This is a genomic window from Acinetobacter sp. WZC-1 (assembly GCF_052544965.1).
Map to the genome: position 1 here is coordinate 2,046,997 of NZ_CP199370.1, position 25,171 is coordinate 2,072,167.

Consider the following 25,171-nt stretch of genomic DNA (forward strand, 5'->3'; position numbering starts at 1 on the left):
TCAAAAAGTGCATTTGGCTATACAATCACTTAGATATATATCCAACTTTCCATCATTAACCTTTGAATCAATACATTGAGTTTCATTTAATTTAAATCTATCTTCCGCATAAATGAAAGACACACTAAACAGACCCAAAAATAGAATAATTGTTGTTTTTATGAAAAAAATCATATGCTTCACCAGCACCCAACCCACACCCATGACAAAACACCCAACGATTGTATCAACATCGGTAGCCACACCCAATACTAGGAGTATTTAATTAAAATATAAGCCATTACCATAAACACTGCAAAGAGCACTACGAATAAATATATTAAATATTGAAGGTGGAAAAATGCGGGATGATTAGTCAACATTTTCTTTAATTGGGTTTTATCTACTGGATAATAAAATTCTTTATCATAAAGTTTTTTAAATTTTATATTTTTTTTAATATTTAAAGTTTCTCTCCAAAAAACTATAGGCAAAACACTAATAAAAAAACAATCAAATGGCTCCAATGGAAGTCTAAAGTGCCTTTCATCACTAAATATAATTCTACAAATACTTTTCAAATTATAAGAAATATAAATGTATTGTATCAAATAAAAAGAAAAGAAAAGAAATAGAAATAGAAATGAAAGAACAGCGAAAATAAATTTTTTATCTTCAATAAGTAAGTTAACAAAATGGATCATTTATTTACTCACTTTATCATATATATATTCTGTAAGTTGTCCAGCTCCTTCACTAAATCCCCACCCGAGCAATGCAGAAGTGCCAGCTGCCACACCCAATACAAGCAATGAGGTACCTCCAGTCGCAACAGTTAATACAATAAAGCTACCTAGTGCTGCACCACCTAAGCCCCCAACAATTTTAGAGCTTTCAACCACAGTGGTTCTGGCCTTTTCTCCAGGTTTTGCATGGGCAATGGCATCTCCGGCATTATAAATATCCAGGGCCAGAAACAGATAACCTCCTCCCTTTACTACTTTACTCATCTTCCCAATTTCACTCATTTTTTTAACATATTCCTTCATCCCACCTTTGTAAGTCGTTCCTCTTGCCAGCGTGGACTGACTGATCATACGACGCATATTACTGGTTTTTATGGATTGATCCCATTTAAATAATTTCTTTGCAGATTCCCGGTCCAGCTGATCATACAGATGTGCATACTTCCGCCTGAATTCTTTAAAATTCTTGGGATTGGCCAGACCTGAACCTTTTGCCTTTTCTTCTGCCAGTTTCTGAGCCAGCTCACCATGTATTTTATATATTCTTTTGGTTGCTCCATCGGAAAAGTTTAATACGCCATCAATACCTCCCTTGGTAATGGCTCCCCACGCTGCACCGCTATCATTTCCGGGATGATTGAATGGCTGAACCAAAGGATGATCGTTATTCGCAAAGACATTGGTCCGGGTAATTTCAGTCCTGTTGTCATTCAGCGCATCATAAAAAAATTCATAATTCTGAGCAAAAAATTCAGCATCAAAATCCTTGTCCTTTTTCATTTCATCCAGGTTTCTCTGGGCTTCCTGAGCATCCTTCTTATACTGTGGCAGTTTCTTTGCTGTCGTCGAGTTTGAGAGCACAACCACCATTCCGGGTGTCAGCAATCTGATGGCTGCAATATTGGAAATATGTGGATTATTGGCCCTGAGCATATCCCAGTCCGAAGCAACCAGGGGTTTCTGAAAGACTCTTTTTGACCAGTCCAGCATGGTTTCTGTTTTTTTGATCAGGTACCACGCCACTTCTCCATCATTCAGATAGATTTCACGGATATTATTTTTTACTTTCTGTGTCTTTTCCGTGGTCATTTTTATGGTAAACAGGCTCCATTTCTTTTTATCCGGGTACGCTTTTACTAAAATGGTCTGTAGAAGCTCTCCGCGGATATAGACTTTATAGCTTAATAGCGTATTCAGATTATAAATCTGATACCATTGGGTAAAACCCTGACCATCAAATCGGCCTTCAAATTCAGTGCGTTTACTGCTGCTCAGGTTATGTACGGTAAATTTAAAGGTCAGATCCTGAAATTTTAATGGACCGGAAACTTTCAGTTGTAGTCTGCTGTAGGATGCTTTCATTTATTCCTGCTCTCCACCTGTTTCGTCTGCTTCTGCAGTGTCATTGAGCATGACGTAGGTGGCAACTGCCTGTGCAGATGCTGTGGTTTTTAAATTCATATAGCCGTCGGCGTCTGTTTTGCCTTTTTTGATCGCTCCATCTTCATCAATGATGAAATACGATTTATCCGCCACTGGAATATTTTCTTTGTTTTTTACCAGATATTGCAGTATGTAGGGGTTGTCCGGATCCGGCAGCACAGGTTGTTTCATGCTGACCCATTCCCCCGGCCTGAAATCATGCTGCGCGGCCTGCGGATGAAGCACTTTACCGGTGATCAATTCAATACTGTCGGGGTTCACTGCAAGACAGGAGGTTTCTCCCTTAATGATAACCCCACGGTCACTGCTGATTTCAATGCGGCCTTCCTTTGAGCGGATCCTGACATCCTGCTGGGCAATGGCTTCCAGGCGGTTGTTATGTGCACGGATATCCACCTTGCCACTGGCCGCCACGGCACTAATGTCACCCTGCGCCGCAAACAGGCTGATTTTCTGCTGAGCCTGAGTATTCAGGTCCTTCTGCGTACTCAGGCTGATGCTGTCACCGGCGGTATGGCTGATCTGATCGGCTGCACGCAGGTGTATGTCCCGGTTGCTGCTCAGTGCAATACTGTCCCGACTGGACAACAGCAGCAGTGCTTCGTTGAAGCGGGCAACCCGGTCCCGGTCTTCTGCGGAACTGTCCGGGCCGGAAAGTCCGGCGATAAAGGCCTTTAAGTGCGGCAGATGTTCAATTGGATCAGTCTGCTGGTTTTTCGCCACTTCACTCAGCGCCGTGGCACCGTCCAGTCCGGACTGTAACTGCTGCCGGGCTTCTGCTGCATCCACATGGCTGCCTTCAGCCCGCCTGCGTGCATGCGTACTCAGCAGCAGGCCTTCACCGGCCCGCAGTGCTCCCCACCGGTCCGTCCGCAGCTCAAAGCCTTCGCCGCGGCCGGGACTCCTGTCCGTGCCGTCCTGTAGCGTGTCCTTCGGATGGCTCAGATTACCCAGGTTCAGCTGGCTTGATGCATGGCTGCTCTGTAGCTGTGCACTGACTTGGTCCCGGGTGTCGTCAAAGCGTAACTGGTTCCAGTCCGTGCCATCCACTTCCCGGGTACGGATGCCGCTGAGCTTTTTTGTGTCCGGCAGCTGGCCCAGTCCGTCAAAGCGGGTCGGGGAGCGATGGCCTTCGTGCAGCCGACCGGCCACGTAGGGACGGTCCACGTTGCCGTCAAAGAACTGGATCACCACGATTTCATCAACCCGCGGCAGAAAGCGTGCGCCGTAGCCATCCCCGGCCCACGGGGTCAGTACATCCACCCAGGCGGAGTCGCTGTCGTTGTCCCGGGTTCCGGCACCACCGTCATGGGCATGGTCGTCTTCACGGGTGAACAGGAAGCGGACTTTGATCCGGCCCCACTGGTCTGTGTGCAGTTCCTCGCTTTTCGGACCCACCACCCGGGCCCGCTGCGGATGTGCCACCGGCTGCTGCCGGGCGTCGTAGTCCGGCACCATCGGAATCTGCCGCCGGATCAGGCTCAGCCGGCTGCGCTGGTGTTGTGGACTGGCGCTGGTGTGATGGTTGTTGTGAACCTGGCTGTCACCGAGCAGGCGGTTCAGTTGTTGCTGCAGCGCTCTGGGCAGGTTGTTCTCATGCCAGTGGCTTTTTGCCGTGATCAGCAGTTCCCGTTCGGACCGCTCATGCCGCTGCAGTTCCGGGTGGTGTTCCAGTTCAAACCAGTAGCCCACCCGGGCATCGCGGACGCTGCCCTCTGCCGTGAATTGTTTTGCCCGCAGTTCATGCAGCCGGCTGAGGTGCAGGTTCAGCCGTTCCGGCTGGCTGTTGCCGGCGCGGGTGGCACCGTCGTCTCCGTTGAGGTCCGCTGTCCACGCCGGGCTGTCCTGCCGGGCATCCTCCAGGCCCAGCCGGGCCACACTGTGCTGGGACGAGTGCTGATGCAGGCTGGACACTGAACCGCTGCCCTCCTGCCGGTACAGGCCTTCCGCCTTCCAGCGCTGGATGTGGACTGCGGTCGGCTGCAGGCTGCGCTGTGCGCTGAAGCTGTCGATGCTGTCCCGGGCTTCGGTGGCATCGCTGCGGTGGTAGCGGATGCTGCCCCGTACCAGTGCACGGTAGTGCCGGTTGTCGTCAATCAGCCGCAGCAGCTGCGGCTGGATCGGGCTGCTCACGTCTGCCGGGACCGGCTCGCTTTCGTCAATTAAGCTGTTGATGGATTCGGAAATCAGCAGGCGCTGGATGAATGCCGCATCGCTTTCCATGCTCTGCATGATGAAGGGCCGGATGTCGTAATCCTCCCTCAGGCCCCGGGTGTCCAGCTGCAGTGATGCAGCAAACAGCGGACTGCGCTGCTGCCATTCCCGGAACAGGATCTCCACCACCTGCGGTACGCTTTTGTTCATGAACACCCGGCTGTTGCGGCGTTTTTCCCACAGTGCCGTGGCATCCTGCAGCTGCAGCCGGTAGATGCTCAGCGCGCCATCCGACTGGCCGGCTTCCGCCCCGGTGATGATGCCGCTGATGCGGTGCAGTTGCCCCAGGTCGGTCACCGTGTCCACGGCCACCCGGCAGCCGATCAGCTGTTTCAGTTCGATATGGGCATTGATGGACAGGCACAGCAGCTCGGCCTTCAGCCCGGCATTGAGGGCGTGTCCGGCGTCGATGCGCTGCAGGAACAGCTGCAGGTTCAGGCCCGGGTCTGAAAACTGGATGTGCAGGCTGCGGTTGCGGGCACTCAGCCCGAGCCGGTCCATTTCGGCGTGGATGTGTTGTAATATGAAATTCATTAGCAGAAATTAATTGTTATTCAATGCATTGTCTGCATTATAGAAACAGAATTGCCGGTTTATCCATCAACATTTTAATTTTAATGGTAATAATTCTTTACAGACATTTTGTTACAAACAGTCACATTCAAACCAGTGTATTTATTTTAATCAGTATTTTATCTGTTTCTCTTTTTCAGACTGGATTTTATAGGCTGGTTTTTCGGACAGGTGGTCTGGAATATAAATCAAAAAATGAGTAAAAGAAATTGTATATTTCAGGTGCTGAACCACAACAGTCGTATCCTGCAAAACAGACCCATTGATTCCCATACGATTTCAGATGAAGACAAAGGTTCAGTTTCTGCGGACCTTTGCCTATAATGCAGGGGTATTTTACTTGTGGAATTTGTCATGTCTCAAAAAATTGATTCGACCGATGTCACCGAAGAAGAAGCCCAGAATGCTGTCTTTTTTGAGCGTGCCGATGAATTTATCAAACAGGCCAATGAATTCTGCCGCCCGCCCAAAGGCAAGCCGGCCGACCCTGTCGAACTGCGTGGCCAGGTCAGTGCTGCCATGTTGTTTGCAACCGCACGCTTTAATACCTGGGTTGCAGCCAATACCTTTCAGAACGGTGATGAAATGCGCGATGCCAGGGAACAGGTCATGTCCTATGTATTGCAGCAATTCCAGATGATGATGGAAGACAACTATGATGAATATTGTGAACAATTTGAAAACTATCTGCGCTTTCGTAAAAATGAAGATTTCCACACCCATAAACATGATGCAGAACATGATCATAAACACTGATTCAGACTAACTGCCTGAGTTCAGATGAAATCGTTCATGACAAAAAATCAGTGCCACAGATATAATCCAGGTACTGATTTTTCCGTGTTAAAAACCGCTATCAATTTGCCTGACTCAGCCACCCTTAACTTAAACCAGAAAGTTCAGTGCTGATGCTTTATTTCTGAGCCTGGCCATATTGGTCAGCCATCACTTCCACCAGCTGATCCGGTTGAATATATTTTCTGATGGCTGCATTCACATCTTCCCGGGTCAGTTTTGCAAACTCCTGATCACGAGCAGCACGACTCTGCATTTTTTTATTGCGTTCCAGCTGACTGTTAAGCATGCGGTGAATGATACGTTCATCTTCCAGTGAGGTCACCCGCTGTTTCATAATACTGGCTTTTGCAGCTTCAAGCTCCTGCTCAGTCACACCATTGCTCAACAGATCATTCAAAACCTTATGAACCACCTGAGACACCTGGGCAGATTTGCCCGCGGTGTAGTTGGCCTCAATGGTCAGGGCGCCGACATCACTGAATGAATCAAGATTCAGATCACTGCCAAAACCATAAACCAGTGCATTCTTTTCACGTAATTCCTGTCCCAGCCGTGAAGACAGTTGTGAATCCCCCAGGATATAGCTGAAAACAATCAATGCAGCCGCATCCTGATGATCCACCCCCACAGGCAGGGTCAGCAAGCCCTGGTAACTGCCAAATTCACGCTGTTCCGCCAGCGCATGCACTTTTTGCGCTTTATACTGTTCATGTTTAACCGGAAGCCGCTGATAGGGCTGCTTGCCTTTCCAGGAGGAAAATTCACGGTTCAGGATTTTTTTCATGCGCTTCGGATCATATTGTCCGGTTACCGCAATCTGCGCATGGTCCATGGCAAAAAAATCCTTGTACAGTTTTCTGACCTGTTCCACCGTAGCCGCCTGATACTGTTTTTTCGCCAGTTCCGGTTCAAAATGATAGCGCAGGTCACCAGGCTGATAGGTTTCAATCAAACGCGCCATAGTCAGTGCAGAGACTGTTTCAGGTTCTGTATACGGGCGATCCAGACTGGACAGACTCTGCAGTTTGATCAGATCAAACTGAGACTGCTCAAACTTCGGTGCCTGCATGACCTGCATCATATATTTAAAGTAGTCTTCAAATTTTTCTTTCTGCGCTGAAATCTGAATCAGCATGCCATTATCCACCGCCGATGCAGAAGCCGTACCATTGGCTTCAATGCTTTTGTCTGCAATATTCTGCAGACTGTACTGATCTGAAGCACGTAACAGTAAATATGCCGTTAAATCGAGGATTTCAGTCTGATTGAACAACGATGCAGCAGTACCAAAATTGACTGAAATGGTGGCATAGGTCTTATCATCCCGGGTCGATACCGGAAATAACGCATATTGCATACCATTTTTCAGAGTGCCACGCTGAATTTTCTGTTCTGCTGCATCCAGATATTGCTTTGACGTTGCAACATATTCTGCAACTTCTGCCTTGTAAACACCGGTATCCTTCAATGGCTCCGGTTCAGCATTCTGCTGATCCAGGGTTTTCGGTTGTTCAGCAGCCTGTTGTTGCTCCAGTGCCTTTTTCTGATCTTCCGGTGTCGGTTGAATATCTCCCACAATCCGGTGCTGAGGCGTTAAAAATGCCTTTAATGTATGATTGACCTGATCCACCGTTAAATGCTGAATCGCCTGCTGGTCCTTAAAATATTGTGACCACTGACCATTGGAAGAAACCACATAGTCACTCAGTATGGTTCCCACCGCAGTGGCATTGCTCAGCATGCTTTCCTGAGCGTTTTTCAGCAGGTTTTTCACCCGGTTCAGCTCAGTCTGATTAAATGCCCTGGTTTTTTCCACCCCTGCAATCAGTGAATTTTCGATCTGCTTTGCATCATGTGACGGGGCATAAATCGCTCCCATAAACACCAGATTAAAGTTCTGATCCAGCCAGGTGGTTGACTGCACATTGGTGGCAATGCCTGTTTCCACCATATCTGAATATAAATGCCCACTTGGCTGCAGGGTATACAAATAAGGTGTCAGCGCCAATTCCGGCTGGATCTTTTCATTTTTCCCATTCAGATAAATGTGGAATTTTGCCAGATCACTGCCCTTTTTCACTATAAAATCACGGACTTTAATACTGGCGGCATCCAGCAAAGGCACCTGCGCCTGCGCCGGTATTTTCCGGGCAGGAATGCTGCTGAAATTTTTGTCAATCTGCTGCAGTACTTCAGCTTTGTTAAATTTACCGGCAATAATCATGACTGCATTATTCGGCGCATACCAGGTTCGGTAGAATTGATTCAATTCACCCATCCTGATGGATTTCAGCTCATCCAGATCACCAATGGGTGAGCGCCCGAGAGACTGATTGCCATAAGCCGCTTTCCACATCTGATCCATCAGCACCGAAAATGGCTGATCCATCCGGACTTCCCGTTCGCGCATGACAATTGCCAGTTCCGAAGGAACAAACTTTTCCTGTAAAACCAGTTTATCCATACGTTCCGCTTCCAGATAAATCACCTCATCCAGTGAAGATTTTTCCGGACGAACAATGCTGGTATAACGGGTCGAATAATAATCGGTACTGGCATTGCTCATTAAAGTATGCTGATCCAGTCGGCGCTGATACTCTTCCCCGCTGACATTTTCAGTCCCTTTAAAGGCCAGGTGTTCCAGTAAATGTGCCAGCCCACCCTTGCCCTGTGGATCATTCAGCGAACCTGTCAGATAGACCGTGTTGATAAAAACCTTATTCTCTTTATCATTGGGCGCCAGCAACACTCTAAAACCATTATCCAGCTGATATTCTTCAATATTATGTTCAGATTTGACCAGTATGGTCTGTGCCATTGCAGTCGCACTGACTCCAGCCATACACAGGGTCAGTGTGAGTGTCCTAAACCGTATCAACATAGATATTTCCAGATTCTCAGAGGATGTAAAGAAATGACAGCCGGTTTATCTTAAGAAATACATTCACAGTTGAATAGTAAAGTTTTGAAAAAATAGCTGTTTATTTCAGCAGCCATGGCTCGTCCTGTACAGGTCCGCTGTGTGCTTACTGCTGCTGAATATTAATTTCCGCCTGCATATACAGTCGTGCATAACCTGAAATTTCAATGTGGTCTTCAGGCTTGAGTTCACAAAACAGCTCGCCACCCCGGGCAGAGGCCTGATAAGCCAGCAGTTGATGCTTACCGAGCTTTTCCGCCCATAATGGCGCAAGCCCAGTGTGCATGGAACCGGTGACCGGATCTTCATTAATACCTTTATGCGGTGCAAAATAGCGGGCCACATAATCATACCGTGCGGAATCAGCTGTGATAGTCACATCCGGGCCATCTCCATCTGCCGCAGTAATGGCAGTACTGATGGCATAGGCTTCAGCCATGGCCTGAATATTGGCCAGATTCGGTCTGGCCTGAATCACATCTGTTTCAGACTCACAGACCAGAATAAAGGCCTGTTCGTTCTGGTAGACTTCTTTAATCGGGCAATCGACCACATCATTCAGCAATGCCGGATATTGCATGAGCCGGGTGGCTTTCCGTACAGGAAAATTCATGCGGATTTTACCGTCCGATTCCCGGTGAACGGTAAAAACTCCCAGTTTTCTGACATGAAACTGAATGGTGGTCGCCTCAGTATAAAATTCAAACAATACAAAACTGCTGGCCAGTGTGGCATGACCACAAAAATCCACTTCAACCGTCGGAGTAAACCAGCGGATTTCATAACTGGCCGTGTCATTGTCCTGCTGAACTATTTTCACAAAGGCTGTTTCTGAAAGATTATTTTCCAGTGCAATCTTCTGCATGAGCGCTGGTTCCAGCCATTCATCCAGCACCAGTACCGCAGCTGGATTTCCCTTAAATAACTGGGTGCTAAAGGCATCCACCTGATACATTTTCATCATCTGTTCTCCTTCCTCTGACTGAGTTTAGCGTATTGCATGCAGGATTACAGATACAGTCATTCCTGAAAAATGGATACACCCAGGGCGCCAAAGCGCTTTTAACCGTGCCTGAGCTCTTCCTGATCATCTGTCTGTAAAATGTGCTGATCTGTCTGCCCCATCATCTGGCTGGTCACCATGCCGGCGGTCATGGAACCATCCACATTCAAAGCAGTCCGTCCCATATCAATCAGCGGTTCAATGGAAATCAGCAATGCCACCAGCGTCACAGGCAAGCCCATAATCGGCAGTACAATTAATGCAGCAAAGGTAGCACCCCCTCCCACACCGGCCACGCCAATGGAACTGAGCGTTACCACACACACCAGCGTCAGCGCCCAGAGCGGATCCAGTGGATTAATGCCGACAGTTGGCGCGACCATGACCGCAAGCATGGCCGGATATAAACCGGCACAGCCGTTCTGTCCAATGGTAGTACCGAATGATGCCGAAAAACTGGCAATGGATTCCGGTATGCCCAGTCGACGTGTCTGTGCTTCAATATTCAGTGGAATACTTGCTGCACTTGAACGACTGGTAAATGCAAAAGTTAAGACGGGCAGCACCTTTTTAAAGAAACGGACCGGGTTGACACCGCTCAGGCTGAGCACCACGGCATGCACTACAAACATAATGGCCAGTCCCACATAAGAGGCCACCAGAAAGCCCCCCAGATTCACAATATCGGCCATTTTTGAACTGGCAACCACTTTGGTCATCAGTGCAAATACCCCATAGGGTGTAAGCGACATCACCAGTCGTACCAGTTTCATCACCCAGCTCTGCAATGTTTCAATAGCCGTGACGATGCGCTGACCTTTTTCTGCATCATCCTTCATCAGCTTTATGCCGGCAATTCCCAGAAAAGTGGCAAAAATCACCACACTGATAATTGAGGTCGGACTGGCCCCTGTCAGTTCTGCAAATGGATTACTGGGGATAAAGGACAGAAAGAAATCCGGCACACTCAGATCCGTCACCTTGCCCATATAATCTGAATTTATGGCATCCAGCCGTGCAGTTTCCTGGGTTCCCTGTACCAGACCGGCGGCTGTCAGACCAAATAATTGAGTGACGAAAACTCCGACCAGTGCTGCAATAAACGTGGTCACCAGCAAGGTTCCGATACTGAATATACTGATTTTCCCCAGTGACGACACATTATGTAATTTAATCACTGCACTGAGAATGGACACGAAAACCAGGGGCATAACCACCATTTGCAACAGTTTGACATACCCATTGCCCACAATATTGAACCATTGAATGGACTCCGTCAGCAGTGCTGTATTGCTGGTACCGTAAACAACATGCAAACCCAGACCAAACACCACACCCAGACACAAACCTGCAAATACTTTTTTCGCCAGATTCCAGTCCGTTTTTCGGGTCTGCATTAGCAGTAAGATCAATGCAATGAATATGACGATATTCAGAATGAGTGGGTAGTTCATTTGAGTTCCATAAGTTTTGTTCTCCAGATTATAAGCGAACTGCAACCAAGCCAACAGCCTTTATCATTTTTACAGATGAAATTGGTTCTTTTTTATTCATTTTATCTATTTAAAAAACAACCTGATAACCGCCTGGTACATCATCCGGCACGCGTTTTCAGGAAAAGTGCTAAGGCATTCATGTTCAATTAAATACCTGAGTCTGATATTTAAGCTAGTATTATTTATCTGCGCTACCAAGTGGCATAAACAGAACGAAAATATGATAAGCACCAACCCAACGAATAGTTTCATTCGCCCCCCAAAAAGAAGGCCACAATATTTCCCCTATAATACGCTTCAAAAGCACTCAAATAAAACCCGGTTGTGCAACTGCTCTACTTATAGCATTATATAGTTATAGATTATTACTATTCCTAATTTTTCATACGATAAACTAAAGAAAAATACACCTCCAGGCAAAACTTAATATGAAGTTTCTTACGACCATAATTTCCGGAATATTTATTTTTTCACCTCCAATTATATTTGGTTATTATCTGGCATATATGTATGGAGTAACTGAAACTTTCGCAAGCAGACCTTCCTCTTTAGGAATAAGCTATTCAGAATATTTATTTTTAGGCTATTTTGAATTATCTACTGATGTACTTAAAATCTTAAACAAATTACTCAGAATTATTTTATATATCACACTTTATTGCCTTGCGTGCTATCTTTGCCTTTTCTTCGGAACGCACTCATCTTCACGTGAAAAATTAAAAAGTAAATTTGATTTTTTACAGCATAGGATTCATAAATTTTCTAAAAACAACAAATTATCATGGCTGAAAAATATAAACAGCATTCCTGCTGCAATCTATCTTTTATTCATATTTTTTATCTTTTCGCTTTATCCTGTTTTAATTAAGTATAAACAAGGAGAAAAAGAAGCCACTGAATTACTAAGAAAAACCATAACTTCCTATCAATGTGAATATAATGAAGGTTATATGAAAGATGACTACCTCTTAAAACGGATAAAGAAAATTACATGCGGCAGTCATAAATGTCTTATGATAAGCCTTAATGATTATGAAATAAGAACCATATTGCCTGAACAATATATTCAGCCCCTGTCACCCCTTGTAGAAACAACCGGAAATTAAAAGCCACTCACTCTACACCATTAAAAAACCCGCAACAAAAGTGCGGGTTTTTCTTCACCAGAACCTGATATCTCATTCCATATGCTGGATGATCGCCTCACCAAATTCTGAACAACGTAACAGCGTTGCACCCGGCATCAGACGTTCAAAGTCATAAGTGACTGTTTTAGCTTCAATGGCACCCGATACACCTTTGATGATCAGATCAGCAGCTTCAGTCCATCCCATGTCACGTAGCATCATCTCAGCAGAAAGGATGATTGAACCCGGGTTAACTTTGTCCTGACCTGCATATTTCGGTGCCGTACCATGTGTGGCTTCATAAACCGCTATTGCACCACCAATGTTGGAACCCGGTGCAATACCAATACCGCCCACTTCTGCTGCAAGTGCATCAGAAATATAGTCACCATTCAGGTTCAGTGTCGCAATCACGGAATAATCCGCCGGACGCATCAGAATCTGTTGCAGGAACGCATCTGCAATTACATCCTTAATGATGATGTCCTTACCACTTTTCGGGTTTTTAATTTTGACCCATGGACCGCCATCAATCAATTCACCACCGAAACGCTCAACAGCAAGCTCATAGCCCCACTCTTTAAACGCACCTTCGGTATACTTCATGATATTACCCTTGTGAACCAGGGTTACAGAAGGTTTGTCATTGTCAATTGCAAACTGAATGGCCTTACGTACCAGACGCTGTGTACCTTCTCTGGATACAGGCTTCACACCAATACCACAGCCTTCAGGAAAACGGATTTTAGTGACACCCATTTCTTCACGCAGGAATTTGATGACTTTCTTCGCTTCTTCAGAGTCCGCTTTCCATTCAATACCGGCATAAATATCTTCGGAGTTTTCACGGAAGATCACCATGTCAGTCAGTTCCGGGTGCTGCACCGGAGAAGGAACACCTTCAAACCAGCGGACCGGACGCACGCATACATACAGATCCAGTTCCTGACGCAGCGCAACGTTCAGGGAACGAATACCACCACCCACCGGTGTGGTTAATGGACCTTTAATTGAAACCACAAACTCACGTAATGCTTCAAAGGTTTCTTCCGGCATGTAAGTGCCATAAATTTTGTCTGCTTTTTCGCCGCAGTAAACTTCCATCCACTCGATCGAACGTTTGCCACCGTAAGCTTTCTGAACCGCCGCGTCGACAACAGCTTTCATTGCTGGTGTAATATCGACACCAATACCATCTCCTTCAATAAAAGGAATAATTGGATGATTTGGAACATTCAGTGACAAGTCTGCATTAACGGTAATTCTGGTACCATCCGCAGGTACTACGATCTTCTGATAACCCATTGTGCAGGTTCTCCCTATGTAGCTGGCGAATTTAAAAAATAATTGTCAATTGACAATACATTCAACTTCTCTTAACGCATAATATTCTAATCGAATTCCAGTGTTCTTTGAGATTTATATGGGAAATAACAACATTTCCCAGGTGAATAAGACACATTGTTATTTTTATTGATCAGAATCAAAGCAGTAATTTCCTATGAAAATCGTCATCCTCAACAAACCCTATGATGTTCTCTCCCAGTTTCGCGAAGATGACACACATCTGACAGTGTCTCATTTTGTTCAGGATCCTGCGCTCAGAATTGCCGGGCGTCTGGACCTGGATTCGGAAGGTCTGATTTTCCTGACCGATCACGGCGGACTGAATCAGTTTATTACCAATCCTGCCAATAAAAAATATAAAACCTATCTGGCACAGGTTGAAGGTGATATCAGCGAAGAAACCCTGGAACAATTGCGTAAAGGTGTGGAACTCAATGATGGCATGACCCTGCCCGCCAAAGTGCAGAAAGTGGATGAACCTGAGTGGTTATGGGAGCGTACGCCACCTGTACGTTATCGTGCAACGGTTCCAACCTCATGGGTGGAGATTCAGATCTGTGAAGGCCGTAATCGTCAGATCCGCCGCATGACCTCTGCGGTTGGCTTCCCGACCTTACGCCTGATCCGGACTAAAATCGGTTCAATTGATCTGATCCAGCTGAAATTGCAGCCCGGTGAACAGACGGAAATTGAACCTTTGCTGTATCCGGATTTCAGGGATGTGCCGGCAGATCAACCGTATCGTCCACGTTCCTATGTGAAAAAACCGGGAGGCACCGGCGGCAAACCCATGCAGCATAAAAATCAGAAAGATGGTGAAAAGAAAAAGTCATCCGGCACCAGACGTATCTGGCAGATGGATGAAAGTGAGAAACCACGCCGTAAAACCAATGGGACGACCCGCCCCAACACCAAAAGCCGTGGCCGCAGACCCCGTTAAAACCTCATGGTCCTGTAGTGGGATCGGACTGATCAGCATGTTCCTGACCATGCCATAGCCCAGGTGGCAACTGTCTCACGACATTATGGGCAGCAGCCAGGGACAGCACTTCATTTATGCTAATGCCATCGCCGCAATATTGTGATAAAAACAGAAGGACCACCCTCTTAAAATTACGGGACAATTCAAATGAAAAAAGTTGCCATCATGATTTCAGGTCTGGGTTTATCTGGCGTCTGTTTTGCACAGAACCCCTTAAGTGTTGATGTCATCAGTCTGGAAACCGGGCAGCCTTCGGCCAATGTAAAAGTCACGCTTGAAGCGCAGCAAAACAATAAATGGGTGGAGATCAGTACCGGAACCACCAATGACAGTGGTCAGATCAATGCGTTGTACCCTGAAAATAAGTCCCTGCAAAAAGGCATCTATAAAGTTACCTTTAAAACCGGGGACTGGTATAAAGCAAAAAATCAGCGTTCTTTCTTTCCCGAAATTCCTGTCGTTTTTGTCATTGACGGTTCGCAGGAACATTATCATATTCCATTGCTGGTCAGCCCTTATGGTTATTCGCTGTATAAAGCCGGTTAAGGCATTCGCCAGCGCCAGTCACCTTTAGTCGCTCTTAAAGTAACCGTATTTGAAGTAACCAATAGCCCGCACAATGCGGGCTGTTGTATGGAATCTGCTGATCAATTCGACCTGATCAACTGTACCTGATCTTCCTGTCTGCGCATGATCACCCGGCCATTGCGCACACTTAAAATCGGTTTCGCCTGGCTGGCCAGTACATCGTAGTCGTTACTGACATTAAATAGAATGAAACTGGCTGGCCGGCCGACTTCCAGACCGTAGTCCTGCCCCAGATACATGGTTTTCGACGAATTGTCCGAAACAAAATCCAGGCAGCGCTGCAAATCTTCATAGCCCAGCATATGGCAGATATGCAGTCCTGCATCAAGGATCCGTAGAATATTACCATTCCCAATTGGATACCAGGGATCGCGAATGGAATCCTGGGCAAAGCAGATATTCATGCCGGCACGGTCAATTTCAGGCACCCGGGTTAAGCCACGACGTTTTGGATACTGGTCAAAACGGCCCTGCAAATGGATACTTTCAGTCGGACATGAAACAAAATTGATTTTTGATTTTTTCAACAGTCGAAAGAGTTTATAACAATAGGCATTGTCATATGAGCCCATTGCCGTGGTGTGACTGGCGGTTACTCTTTCTCCCATCTGACGTACCCGGGCTTCGTCAGCCAGTACCTCCAGAAAGCGTGAAGCCGGATCATCTATTTCGTCACAATGCACGTCAACCAGCCGGTCATATTTTTCAGCCAGATCCATCAGGAAATGTACTGAACTCACGCCCTTGTCCCGGGTATATTCAAAATGGGGAATGCCGCCAACCACGTCTGTGCCCAATCGCATGGCTTCCTCCATCAGTTCGCGGCCATTCTGATACGATTCAATCCCCTCCTGAGGGAAAGCCACAATCTGTAGATTGACCACGTCCTGAATCTCCTTTTTCAGCTCAAGCATGGCATGTAAAGCCGTCAGTTCAGGGTCAGTGACATCCACATGGGTCCGTACATGCTGAATTCCATGAGCAACCAGCATATCCACCGCCTGTCTGGCACGCTGTCCGGTGTCTTCAAAGGTAATGGTCTGTTTACGCTGACCCCAGCGTTCTATTCCTTCAAACAGTGTGCCGGACATGTTCCATTCCGGCTCGCCTGCAGTCAGGACTGCATCCAGATGAATGTGCGGTTCAACCAGCGGCGCCATCAATAATTGTTGTCTGGCATCAATGACATCTTCACCTTGCTCTGTCAGAACAGTAGACTGTGCTTCTATTTTTTCAATCACGCCATGCCTGCAGGTCATACTGTATAAACCTGTTTGATGCCGTAGCACCGCATTAATTACTTTCATCATTCTCTTCTCTTTCATTTTGCCTGTGCTGATCGCAGTGACTTCAATCGTGTGATATTTGCCAGATGAGCAATGCAATTGCTGCGTTCAGGCGGAAATTGGCATTCGTCAGTGACTGCCCGGTAAGTGCTTCAATTTTCTGTATCCGCTGGTTCAGCGTATTTCTGTGAATGCCCAGTCGGGTTGCTGCATGTATTAAATTGCCATTTTCCTTTAACCAGGCATCCAGGGTTTCCAGCAAAATATTGGGATGTTTTTTATCCGGCGCCATTAAAGGACCCAATGTTTCACGCATCAGTTGCTGAGTCACCGACTGATCCGGAATGGCCTTGATCAACCTTAAAACCCCGAGTTCCCGATACAGGCAAACACCCAGGCCGGTATTTAAATCTGCAGCAATTTCCTGTGCCTGACAGGCTTCCCAATACCCCCGCTGAAAGGCAACAACGGATTTTACATCCCCAGAAATACCGGCAAACAGTTTTAAACCGGTTTCCGGATCGCGCAGCTTCTGAATGATTTCAGACAGGGCATTTGCCCAGAACCCGGTTTTATGTTTTTCAGTGGACAGTACCAGACTGAACTGCTCCCCCTGGGCAATAATGGGGAAAATCTGATGGTGTTGCTTGCGCCAGCTTTCCAGCAGATCATAACCATCCTGTTTTTTCTGATACAGATACGCTTCACTGTTCTGCACAGCCGTTTCATAAAAAAACGCCTGTACATTACTGAACCGGATCACAGCAATGACATATTGACCCAGCAACGGTAAATGCAGATGCCTGGCCCGCAGCTGCACGGTATCCAGTGAAGGATAATTTCCCATCAGCAACTGACTCAGTACATCCTCAGCTGATTTTTTTATTTGCGACAGCTGAACCAGCGTGGTCCCGATGACCTGGGTCACCTCAACCATTTTCAGGTTATAGGGTTGCTCAATCAGTGGCAGATGCAATTCACTGGCCCGGTTCAACACACTGTCAGGAATATGGCGGATAAAGTCAGGACCGGTCAGAATCACAATGCCGGCAACTTTCTTTGCATAGGACTGCTCCAGCAGATCCAGCAGGTTTTTTTCATCACGGGCGTGGTTAATCCCGGTAATAAAGATCAGTTCACCACCTTTGACCCATTCAGCAATCCCTTCATTCTCGGCCACATAAAACCAGCGCACCAGGCGATGCACACTGTCAAACCCTGCCCTCAGTTTCAGCTCAAACAATCGGGGCAGATTCAACACATCCTGAACAGTCATGGTCATGATTTCATCTTCCTGTATTCAGTTGCTGCTGTATTCAGTCGCCTGAGCCCGTCTCAGCCCTGGCCCGCGACGCATTCACCGGAAACAGCCGGATCAGAATGACATAACAGACAATGGATACCGCAATGCCCACAATAGGTGCAATCCACGGCGACTTATAGCCCACAATGGCACCCAGGCTGTAGGCAATCAGTCCATTCCAGTTAAAATTCACCAATGACACCTGGCTGAGCAACGGGTACTGCCCTTTATATCGAATCCAGTAATCCGCCATGATCACTCCCCCCAGTGGTGGAATAATCGCCCCCAGCAAAATCAGGAAAGGAATCAGAAACTCATACATGCCGGCAACAGCAAGAATAATGCCGGCAATGGCAGATAAAATGACCATGGTTTTTCTGCGTTCACTGCGAACCAGATGACAGGCGGCCGCCGAAACGTTGTAAATGGTCGGTCCCTGAATCGTCCACAAATTCAGACACAGCATAATCACTGCCGCAACGGACAATCCCTGTAAAATTAGTACCTCAACAATATCCGGTTGCTGATATACAACGGCCATCCATGCGCCCGCCAGTACCATTGCACCATTGCCAATCACAAAGCTGATCAGACAGGCCCATACTGCAACCCGACCGCTGCGTGACATCCGCGTCCAATTGGTAATCTGCGTTGCACCACTGGCAAAAGTACCAAAAACCATGGTGATTGCCGTTGCATAGGTTAGTGTCTCGGTAGGCTGCACACTGTTCAGGCCGGTCCACCCGCCAATCTCCCGGGTAGCCAGTACAATGGAAGTGACCAGCAAAATAAACATCAGCGGAATGGACACCCGGGATAAATATTCCAGTCCCTTAAAGCCGATAATTGCCGTAATGGAAAAACCAAGACCAAACAGAACCATGAGCGGTACGGTCCAGCTGTCCGGTAATTGAACAATTTTTACCAGTGAAATAGCCAGCGTTGCGGTTCCCCATGCATACCATCCCAATTCTGCAAAGCCCAGCAGGAAATCGGATAGCTTACTGCCGATATTTCCAAAACAAAAACGCCCCATTAATACAGTATTCAGTCCACTGCGTGCGGAAATCAGTCCAAGTGAAGCGGCATACACAGCAAGCAACAGATTACCAACAGCTGTAATCCATAGGATGTCAATAAAATCAAAGGCAACCCCAATTTTACCGCCGGCAAACATTGTGCCCGTAAAAAAGGTAAAACTGAACAACACCAGGGCAATGGAAATAAATCCCTTACGTTCAGACTGCGGTGTTTCTGTCAGTGGACTTTCATCTGCTGCGCCCATAATCACAACTCCTGCACATATTACATTACGGTTTATTAATAAGACTTCACTTCGCAGGAACTGAATTGCAAAAGCTGTGCCGATTAAAACTGCACAGTATTTTAACTGTTTTTACTGATAAAAATGTGCAAATCGCATATTTTCATGCATAAACTCCACAATGTTGTGCTTTTTTACTGTGCACCACGCCCATCATCAGACCACCGGACTGACGTATGTTTATACTTCGCCATAAGATGTGAGGATACTCAGCAGCAGCGCAACCCTGGCAAGTACAATGTGAAGGAGGAAAAGCTCATTAATTTTAATATATTGATTAATTTCGACTAAGTATACGTTCCAGCAAGCTGTTCTATTTCCCGGCCTTTATGAATGGATGCATTGTCCAGGATCAAAAGGTGCCTTGACCTGGGTAAATTCTGAAATAAATCATCAAGCCATCCTATAAATAACTTCCTGTCACAGGGACCCTGAAAACGATCAGTGACAGAAAACTGTATGGGACAATCGCGAGAACCATCCTGATTACAAAATGATTTAAACACTTCGTTCATATTTTAACCAAAGCTGATTTTTCAACTCATCATTTCAGAATAATCTTACCCGTTTTGATCATCCAGTGGATTCACTCCCCTGCCCGGGGAATGAATCTGCGGTACCTGCCAGTCGTATGACTGTCCTTTTAAAGCATTGCTCCTTTAAAACTTCATGCTTTGAAAGCTTTATCCTTTTAACCATCGATCTGCACTGGCCTGATCTTCAACTTTCAGCTCAACCGAGCTTAAATCGGTGACGCCACCCTGAACATCAAACTGCATCAATTCATCACGACGGAATGCAAACACCTTAAATGGCTCCTGCTGGGCGGCATATTTTTGCAATAACTTCACCGAAGCCTTTAAACCATCAATCGCAATAATCACATCACTGGCGGACAGCCCGGCAAGCGTACCCGAACCATCCCGACGGGCCTGCTGTACCAATAGACCTTCCGGTTTATCGACAACTTTTAAGCCTAAAGGCAATGACTCTTTCTGATTCAGTGCGTAGCTTAAACCAAACTCAGGTAATAACTGATCCAGCGGCAATTCGTCAGTGGTATTAATCAGGTGTGTAATCTGCTCTTCCCATTTGTCCCCTGTCAGTTCCTCACAGAGATCATAAATGGTTCGCTCATTAACCTGAATTCCCTGCTGAGCATCTGCATATAACCTATTCATGAGCGCATCCAGGCTGGAACCGCGAATCCGCAAGCCCAGATCCAGGCAGAGTGCCACCAGACAACCCTTATTGTAATAACTGGTGCCGGCATTGTTTGAGTTTTCATCCTGACGGTAAAATTTCACCCAGGTGTCAAAGCTGGACTCGGAAACCGACTGAATCAGACGCCCCGGGTTTTGCAGATAACGATCAATCTGAGCCTTCAATAATTTCAGATAGGAATCCTGGGAAATCACCCCACTGCGCAGTAAAATCAGATCATCGTAATACGAGGTAAATCCTTCAAAAATCCACAACAGTGATGTATAGCTTTCCTGATGCAGATCATAGTTGACAAAATTTTCAGGTCGGATGAATTTGACCAGCCAGGAATGAAAGTATTCATGACTGCACAAACCAAGAAACCGCTGATAATCCGGCGATGGCTCGGTCGGCTCATCAGCCTTTGGCAGGTCCTTGCGTGGCGTGATCAGACTGGTGCTGTTGGGATGCTCCAGTCCACCATAACTGTTGCCGGTGGCCATGGTCATAAAGGTATAATTTTTAAACGGTGCTGAACCGAACATGGAAATTTCAGTCCTGCAAATTTTTTCAATGTCCTGCTGCATACGTTCTGCATTCATGGCATGCGTGCCGGACACCACAAATTCATGCGGAATTCCATACGCTTCAAAACCGAAACGGGTCTGTTCCGCCAGTTCAAATGGGCTGTCAATCAGCTGCATATAATCATCTGCTTTCAGGGTATAGCGCCCCCTGACCAGACTACTGGCCTTCAGCCCCGTAGCCAGCTGAAAATGCTTTAGGCCTTCCGGCAAAAACACTTCAAGTTCAACAGCTTTATCCTGCTGGTTTTCCAGGCCCAGGCAGACACAGGCCGGATTGACATACAGACGGGTCTGATCAACATAGGCACCACGGACCGACAGATCATAGGCATATACATCGTATTCCACTGTGATCAGCTCATGATCGGTGTTAAACAAACGCCATTTGTTCTTTTCAAATTTGCTGATTTGAAGTGGACGTCCCGCTTCATCATATGCCCGTACCGATTCAATATGTTTTGAAAACTCACGAATCAGATAACTGCCGGGAATCCAGGTGGGCAACCACAGCACCTGAGTCGGATTGGCAAGGAAACGTACAGTGACGTGAATGAGATGCTGACGATAATCGTCAAATTCGATCTGATAATGCAACATAATTGATATTCAGAAACTCAGCAGATAGATGAACTCTTAGATTATCACTTTTTACAAAATAATGCGGGGACTGTCCTGCCTGGCTACAAAAGCGACTAGCCAGGAGAAAAAAAAAGGCATAGCATGCGCACAGTTTTATGCATTCATCGCCACTGGATCGGCTTTAAAGGTATTTCCGTTGAAAATTTTCACCCGTATATTTTTGTTCGTCAGCATTTTATGCACCTCCCTTGTCCATGCCGCACTGCTGAATATCAATCCTGCAACGGTTGAAGCCGAAGCATGGACCATTCTTGACCCGCAGACCGGACAGACCCTTGCTGAATATAACAGCCATGTCCAGCGCGCGCCGGCTTCCCTGACCAAAATGATGGTGGCCTATATTACATTAAAGGAAATAAAGGCCGGGCATTTACACCGTGATGAAATTTTAACGGCCACACCTGTGGTACAGATGGTGCAATGGGATGAATCCCAGATGTATCTGAAACAGGGCGAACAGATTTCCATTGATCAGCTGATCACAGGCCTGATTGTCATGTCCGCCAACGATGCAGCAGTCACCCTGGCAGAACGGATTTCCGGCAATGTGCCGGCCTTTGTAGCACGCATGAACCAGGAAGCTCAGGCACTGGGTATGAAAGACACTCATTTCAGCAATCCAGCCGGTGTCAGCATGCCGGATCATTATTCTTCAGCGCATGATCTGGCTCGGCTGGGACAGGCTGTGACCACTGAAACCCCTGAATATCTCTATTATTCACAACAACCGAATTTCAGCTATAAACAACGTTTTCACCATGCAACCAATCTGGTCTTAAAGGAAGACAGCAGTGTTGACGGCTTAAAAACCGGTTTTACCAAAGCCGCAGGTTATAATCTTGCGCTGACAGCACACCGTCCTACAGCACTGCCGGAACAGCCGGATCGGCGCCTGATTGTGGTGGTACTGGGCACCCAAAGCGCAACAAAACGTGCTGAGGTTGCACATAAATTACTGAATCTGGCCTATGCCTATACCCGCAACGAAGTAGCCATTAAGGACCGACAACTCATTGCCGAATTGCCTGTGATTAAATCCACCCTGAAAATGTTCAGGGTTGAAGCAAGAAAGCCGCAGATTGTCACCACCTCACTGTACAACTATCCGGCACCCATTGACCTGATGAGCTTTGATAATGTCAATCATAAAGTCATGCTCAGTGATGCAAATGGCCTTGCGTCAGTCATTGAACCACTGCGGAACACGCAGACACAGATCAATGTTGAACTGAACGAAGCCTCACTGACCGCCCCGCTGGCCAGAATGATGCATCTTGCAAAAATCAATGTCTATCAGAACGATCAATTGCTGCAAAGCTTTGACATTCAGGATGAGGTACATATCGAACAGGCCTCATGGCTTGAACGTTTTATCTTATGGATTAAAAGCTTTTTTGTATTTTAACCGATTATTTGCAGCATCAATAAAACCGACTGAATCAGTCGGTTTTATTGTAAATAAATAAACTGCATGACAGAATACTGGATAAAGCACACATGCAATGGCAAATTAAACCTCTCCTATTTTCAAAAAACAATCGGGTAAAACATATGTCTGAACTTCATCATATTGTTATCGTCGGTGGTGGCGCAGGTGGTCTGGAACTTGCGACCCAGCTGGGTAACACCCTTGGCAAATCCAGAAAAGCCCGCATCAGCCTGGTCGATCAGAAACTGACCCATATCTGGAAGCCGCTGCTGCACGAAATTGCCGCCGGCACCATGAATCCCAGCGCTGAAGAAACCAATTACTATGCGCATGCCGCCAGACATTATTACGAGTTTGTACTGGGGCAGCTGGAAGATGTCCATCCCGACCGGAAAGAGATTATTTTAAGCAGAACACAATCCAGCAAATATGAATCCACAACAGCACCCATAGCACTCAGCTATGACACCCTGATTCTGGCAGTCGGCTCCGTTTCCAACGATTTCAACACCCCCGGCGTGCAGCAATATTGTCATTTTCTGGACAGCATGGCTCAGGCGGAAATATTTCAGCAGGACTTACTGCATTTATACCTGGACGCCCAGAATAAAAATATCGAACGTGACTTAAAAATTGCGATTATCGGAGCCGGAGCCACCGGCGTGGAACTGGCTGCGGAACTGGTCGAATCCAAACAAAATTTTTATCAGTACGGCTTAAATAAAATCAATCCGCAGCACGTTCAAATTTCCCTGATTGAAGGAGCTGAACGTATTCTGCCCGCCCTGTCGGAAAAAATAGCTGATCATGCTACCGAACAGCTCAGACAGATGGATATTGATGTCCTGACTGCCAGGCGTGTGGAAAAAATTGATGCCGAAAAAATTTATTTCAATGATGGCCACAGCATTACCGCCGAATTAAAAGTCTGGGCTGCCGGCATTAAGGCGCCACCGGTCATCTCAAACCTGAAAGGATTTGAAAAGGACCGGATGGGCCGTTTAATCGTCTATGCTACACTGCAAACCCGATCCGACCCGAATATCTTTGCCTTTGGAGACTGCGCACATTGCGTGCTGGATGCCCGTGAAGCTGCCCTGGCACCCCGTGCCCAGGTGGCCAGTCAGCAAGCCGCTTTCCTGGTGGATGCCATGAAAGCCCGGATCAGGGGAAAACAGCAGCCGATGTTTCAGTTTTCAGACCGGGGCTCCCTGGTCTCATTAAGCAAAAACAAAGCGGTGGGTGAATTACTCGGCCAGGTCAATGTGCAGGGCTTTATTGCAAAATCCATGTATGTGTCTTTGTACCGTATACATCAGGCCGCTATTTACGGTTATACCCAGGCAGGTATACTGACGGTCAAGGATTTTGTTACACGGAAGATTGCACCAAAAATTAAATTACATTGAAATTTAATTTTTTGCCCTTATTTATGAAAAAACCATCATAAAAAGGCTGAATTTGCATTTTTTTAGTAATACTGGTCTACTTTTTAGTAATTCCGGTCTACAAAAAGGGCTTTTCACTTTATGATATACCCTTAAAATATTGAATGGATCAATAACATGACCGCTATTGCAAATGATCACGTGGTTTCTTTCCACTATACATTGACCAACGCTGGGGGTGAGACCCTCGATCAATCCCAGGGAGAACCACTTGCCTATTTGCATGGCGCAGGTAATATCATTCCTGGACTGGAAAAAGCACTGGAAGGTAAAAGCCTGGGAGATAAATTCACCGTCAATGTTCCTGCCGCTGAAGGCTATGGCGAATACAACCCGGATCTGGTCCAGGAAGTTCCTGCACAGATGTTCCAGGGTGTAGAAAACATTGAACCGGGTATGCAGTTCCAGGCACAGACCGATGACGGTGTGCAGATTGTCACTGTAAAAGCAGTTGAAGGTGACAATATTGTGGTGGATGCCAACTTCCCACTGGCCGGTCAGGACCTTACTTTTGAAGTTGAAATCATCGAAATCCGTGATGCGTCTGCTGAAGAACTGGAACACGGTCATGTTCACGGTGCCGGCGGGCATCATCACTGATCGCCATACAGGCATGAGTACTGACAGACATTAGACACTGATAAGTATTGATCATCAAAAGGCAAAGTTCCGACTTTGCCTTTTTTTATGTTCCATACATTCCGTCAGATACCTGACCCAGCTGATCTGCAGTCTA

18 protein-coding genes are annotated in these 25,171 nt (G+C 46.6%); 7 read left to right on the forward strand and 11 right to left on the reverse strand.

Annotated elements, in window-relative coordinates; all coding sequences use genetic code 11:
* Positions 1-683 precede the first annotated feature (683 nt).
* Both ACT6PV_RS09475 and ACT6PV_RS09480 read right to left on the reverse strand, forming a co-directional pair.
* On the reverse strand, positions 684-2,087 hold the full coding sequence (locus tag ACT6PV_RS09475) for a hypothetical protein (RefSeq protein ID WP_445116133.1): 1,404 nt from the start codon (positions 2,085-2,087) through the stop codon (positions 684-686).
* On the reverse strand, positions 2,088-4,916 hold the full coding sequence (locus tag ACT6PV_RS09480; RefSeq protein WP_445116134.1) for a type VI secretion system Vgr family protein: 2,829 nt from the start codon (positions 4,914-4,916) through the stop codon (positions 2,088-2,090).
* 393 nt (positions 4,917-5,309) lie between these two features.
* Here ACT6PV_RS09480 and ACT6PV_RS09485 point away from each other — a divergent pair, with 393 nt between their 5' ends.
* Positions 5,310-5,711: a DUF3144 domain-containing protein gene (locus tag ACT6PV_RS09485; RefSeq protein ID WP_445116135.1), complete on the forward strand. Its 402-nt coding sequence runs from the start codon at positions 5,310-5,312 to the stop codon at positions 5,709-5,711.
* Positions 5,712-5,868: 157 nt separating this feature from the next.
* Here the strand turns inward: ACT6PV_RS09485 and ACT6PV_RS09490 are convergent, their stop codons facing one another.
* The 3 genes from ACT6PV_RS09490 to ACT6PV_RS09500 all read right to left on the reverse strand — a co-directional run bounded on the left by ACT6PV_RS09490 (position 5,869) and on the right by ACT6PV_RS09500 (position 11,130).
* Complete coding sequence (locus ACT6PV_RS09490; protein ID WP_445116136.1) at positions 5,869-8,634, reverse strand: M16 family metallopeptidase; 2,766 nt, start codon at positions 8,632-8,634, stop codon at positions 5,869-5,871.
* A 145-nt stretch (positions 8,635-8,779) separates the two neighbouring features.
* The gene (locus tag ACT6PV_RS09495; protein WP_445117084.1) at positions 8,780-9,634 is read right to left on the reverse strand and encodes a PhzF family phenazine biosynthesis protein; all 855 of its coding nucleotides are present in this window, start codon (positions 9,632-9,634) and stop codon (positions 8,780-8,782) included.
* Between the two features lie 101 nt (positions 9,635-9,735).
* Positions 9,736-11,130, reverse strand: coding sequence for an L-cystine transporter (locus ACT6PV_RS09500; RefSeq protein WP_445116137.1), 1,395 nt, complete (start codon positions 11,128-11,130; stop codon positions 9,736-9,738).
* Positions 11,131-11,600: 470 nt separating this feature from the next.
* Here ACT6PV_RS09500 and ACT6PV_RS09505 point away from each other — a divergent pair, with 470 nt between their 5' ends.
* A complete protein-coding gene (locus ACT6PV_RS09505) occupies positions 11,601-12,278 on the forward strand; it encodes a hypothetical protein (protein ID WP_445116138.1) in 678 nt (225 codons plus the stop codon).
* Between the two features lie 72 nt (positions 12,279-12,350).
* Here the strand turns inward: ACT6PV_RS09505 and icd are convergent, their stop codons facing one another.
* Positions 12,351-13,604, reverse strand: coding sequence for an NADP-dependent isocitrate dehydrogenase (gene icd / locus ACT6PV_RS09510; RefSeq protein WP_445116139.1), 1,254 nt, complete (start codon positions 13,602-13,604; stop codon positions 12,351-12,353).
* Positions 13,605-13,800: 196 nt separating this feature from the next.
* Here icd and ACT6PV_RS09515 point away from each other — a divergent pair, with 196 nt between their 5' ends.
* The gene (locus ACT6PV_RS09515) at positions 13,801-14,586 is read left to right on the forward strand and encodes a pseudouridine synthase (RefSeq protein WP_445116140.1); all 786 of its coding nucleotides are present in this window, start codon (positions 13,801-13,803) and stop codon (positions 14,584-14,586) included.
* Between the two features lie 189 nt (positions 14,587-14,775).
* Positions 14,776-15,174, forward strand: a complete 399-nt coding sequence (uraH, locus tag ACT6PV_RS09520) for a hydroxyisourate hydrolase (protein WP_445116141.1) — start codon at positions 14,776-14,778, stop codon at positions 15,172-15,174.
* Positions 15,175-15,275: 101 nt separating this feature from the next.
* On the opposite strand, the gene codA is transcribed toward uraH, so the two are convergent.
* From codA to ACT6PV_RS09545, 5 genes are all read right to left on the reverse strand, one after another.
* Positions 15,276-16,541 carry a cytosine deaminase gene (gene codA, locus ACT6PV_RS09525; protein ID WP_445116142.1) on the reverse strand — a complete coding sequence of 422 codons (1,266 nt, stop codon included), beginning with the start codon at positions 16,539-16,541 and terminating at the stop codon, positions 15,276-15,278.
* Positions 16,542-16,566: 25 nt separating this feature from the next.
* Positions 16,567-17,784: a PucR family transcriptional regulator gene (locus ACT6PV_RS09530; RefSeq protein ID WP_445116143.1), complete on the reverse strand. Its 1,218-nt coding sequence runs from the start codon at positions 17,782-17,784 to the stop codon at positions 16,567-16,569.
* A 34-nt stretch (positions 17,785-17,818) separates the two neighbouring features.
* Positions 17,819-19,090, reverse strand: a complete 1,272-nt coding sequence (codB, locus tag ACT6PV_RS09535) for a cytosine permease (RefSeq protein WP_445116144.1) — start codon at positions 19,088-19,090, stop codon at positions 17,819-17,821.
* A 326-nt stretch (positions 19,091-19,416) separates the two neighbouring features.
* Positions 19,417-19,644, reverse strand: a complete 228-nt coding sequence (locus ACT6PV_RS09540; RefSeq protein ID WP_445116145.1) for a transposase — start codon at positions 19,642-19,644, stop codon at positions 19,417-19,419.
* 168 nt (positions 19,645-19,812) lie between these two features.
* A complete protein-coding gene (locus ACT6PV_RS09545; RefSeq protein ID WP_445116146.1) occupies positions 19,813-21,516 on the reverse strand; it encodes a M61 family metallopeptidase in 1,704 nt (567 codons plus the stop codon).
* Between the two features lie 178 nt (positions 21,517-21,694).
* Here ACT6PV_RS09545 and ACT6PV_RS09550 point away from each other — a divergent pair, with 178 nt between their 5' ends.
* The 3 genes from ACT6PV_RS09550 to ACT6PV_RS09560 all read left to right on the forward strand — a co-directional run bounded on the left by ACT6PV_RS09550 (position 21,695) and on the right by ACT6PV_RS09560 (position 25,035).
* The gene (locus ACT6PV_RS09550) at positions 21,695-22,963 is read left to right on the forward strand and encodes a D-alanyl-D-alanine carboxypeptidase PBP6B (RefSeq protein ID WP_445116147.1); all 1,269 of its coding nucleotides are present in this window, start codon (positions 21,695-21,697) and stop codon (positions 22,961-22,963) included.
* A gap of 146 nt (positions 22,964-23,109) precedes the next feature.
* A complete protein-coding gene (locus ACT6PV_RS09555) occupies positions 23,110-24,396 on the forward strand; it encodes an NAD(P)/FAD-dependent oxidoreductase (protein WP_445116148.1) in 1,287 nt (428 codons plus the stop codon).
* A 156-nt stretch (positions 24,397-24,552) separates the two neighbouring features.
* Positions 24,553-25,035, forward strand: a complete 483-nt coding sequence (locus ACT6PV_RS09560; protein WP_445116149.1) for an FKBP-type peptidyl-prolyl cis-trans isomerase — start codon at positions 24,553-24,555, stop codon at positions 25,033-25,035.
* Positions 25,036-25,171: the final 136 nt, after the last annotated feature.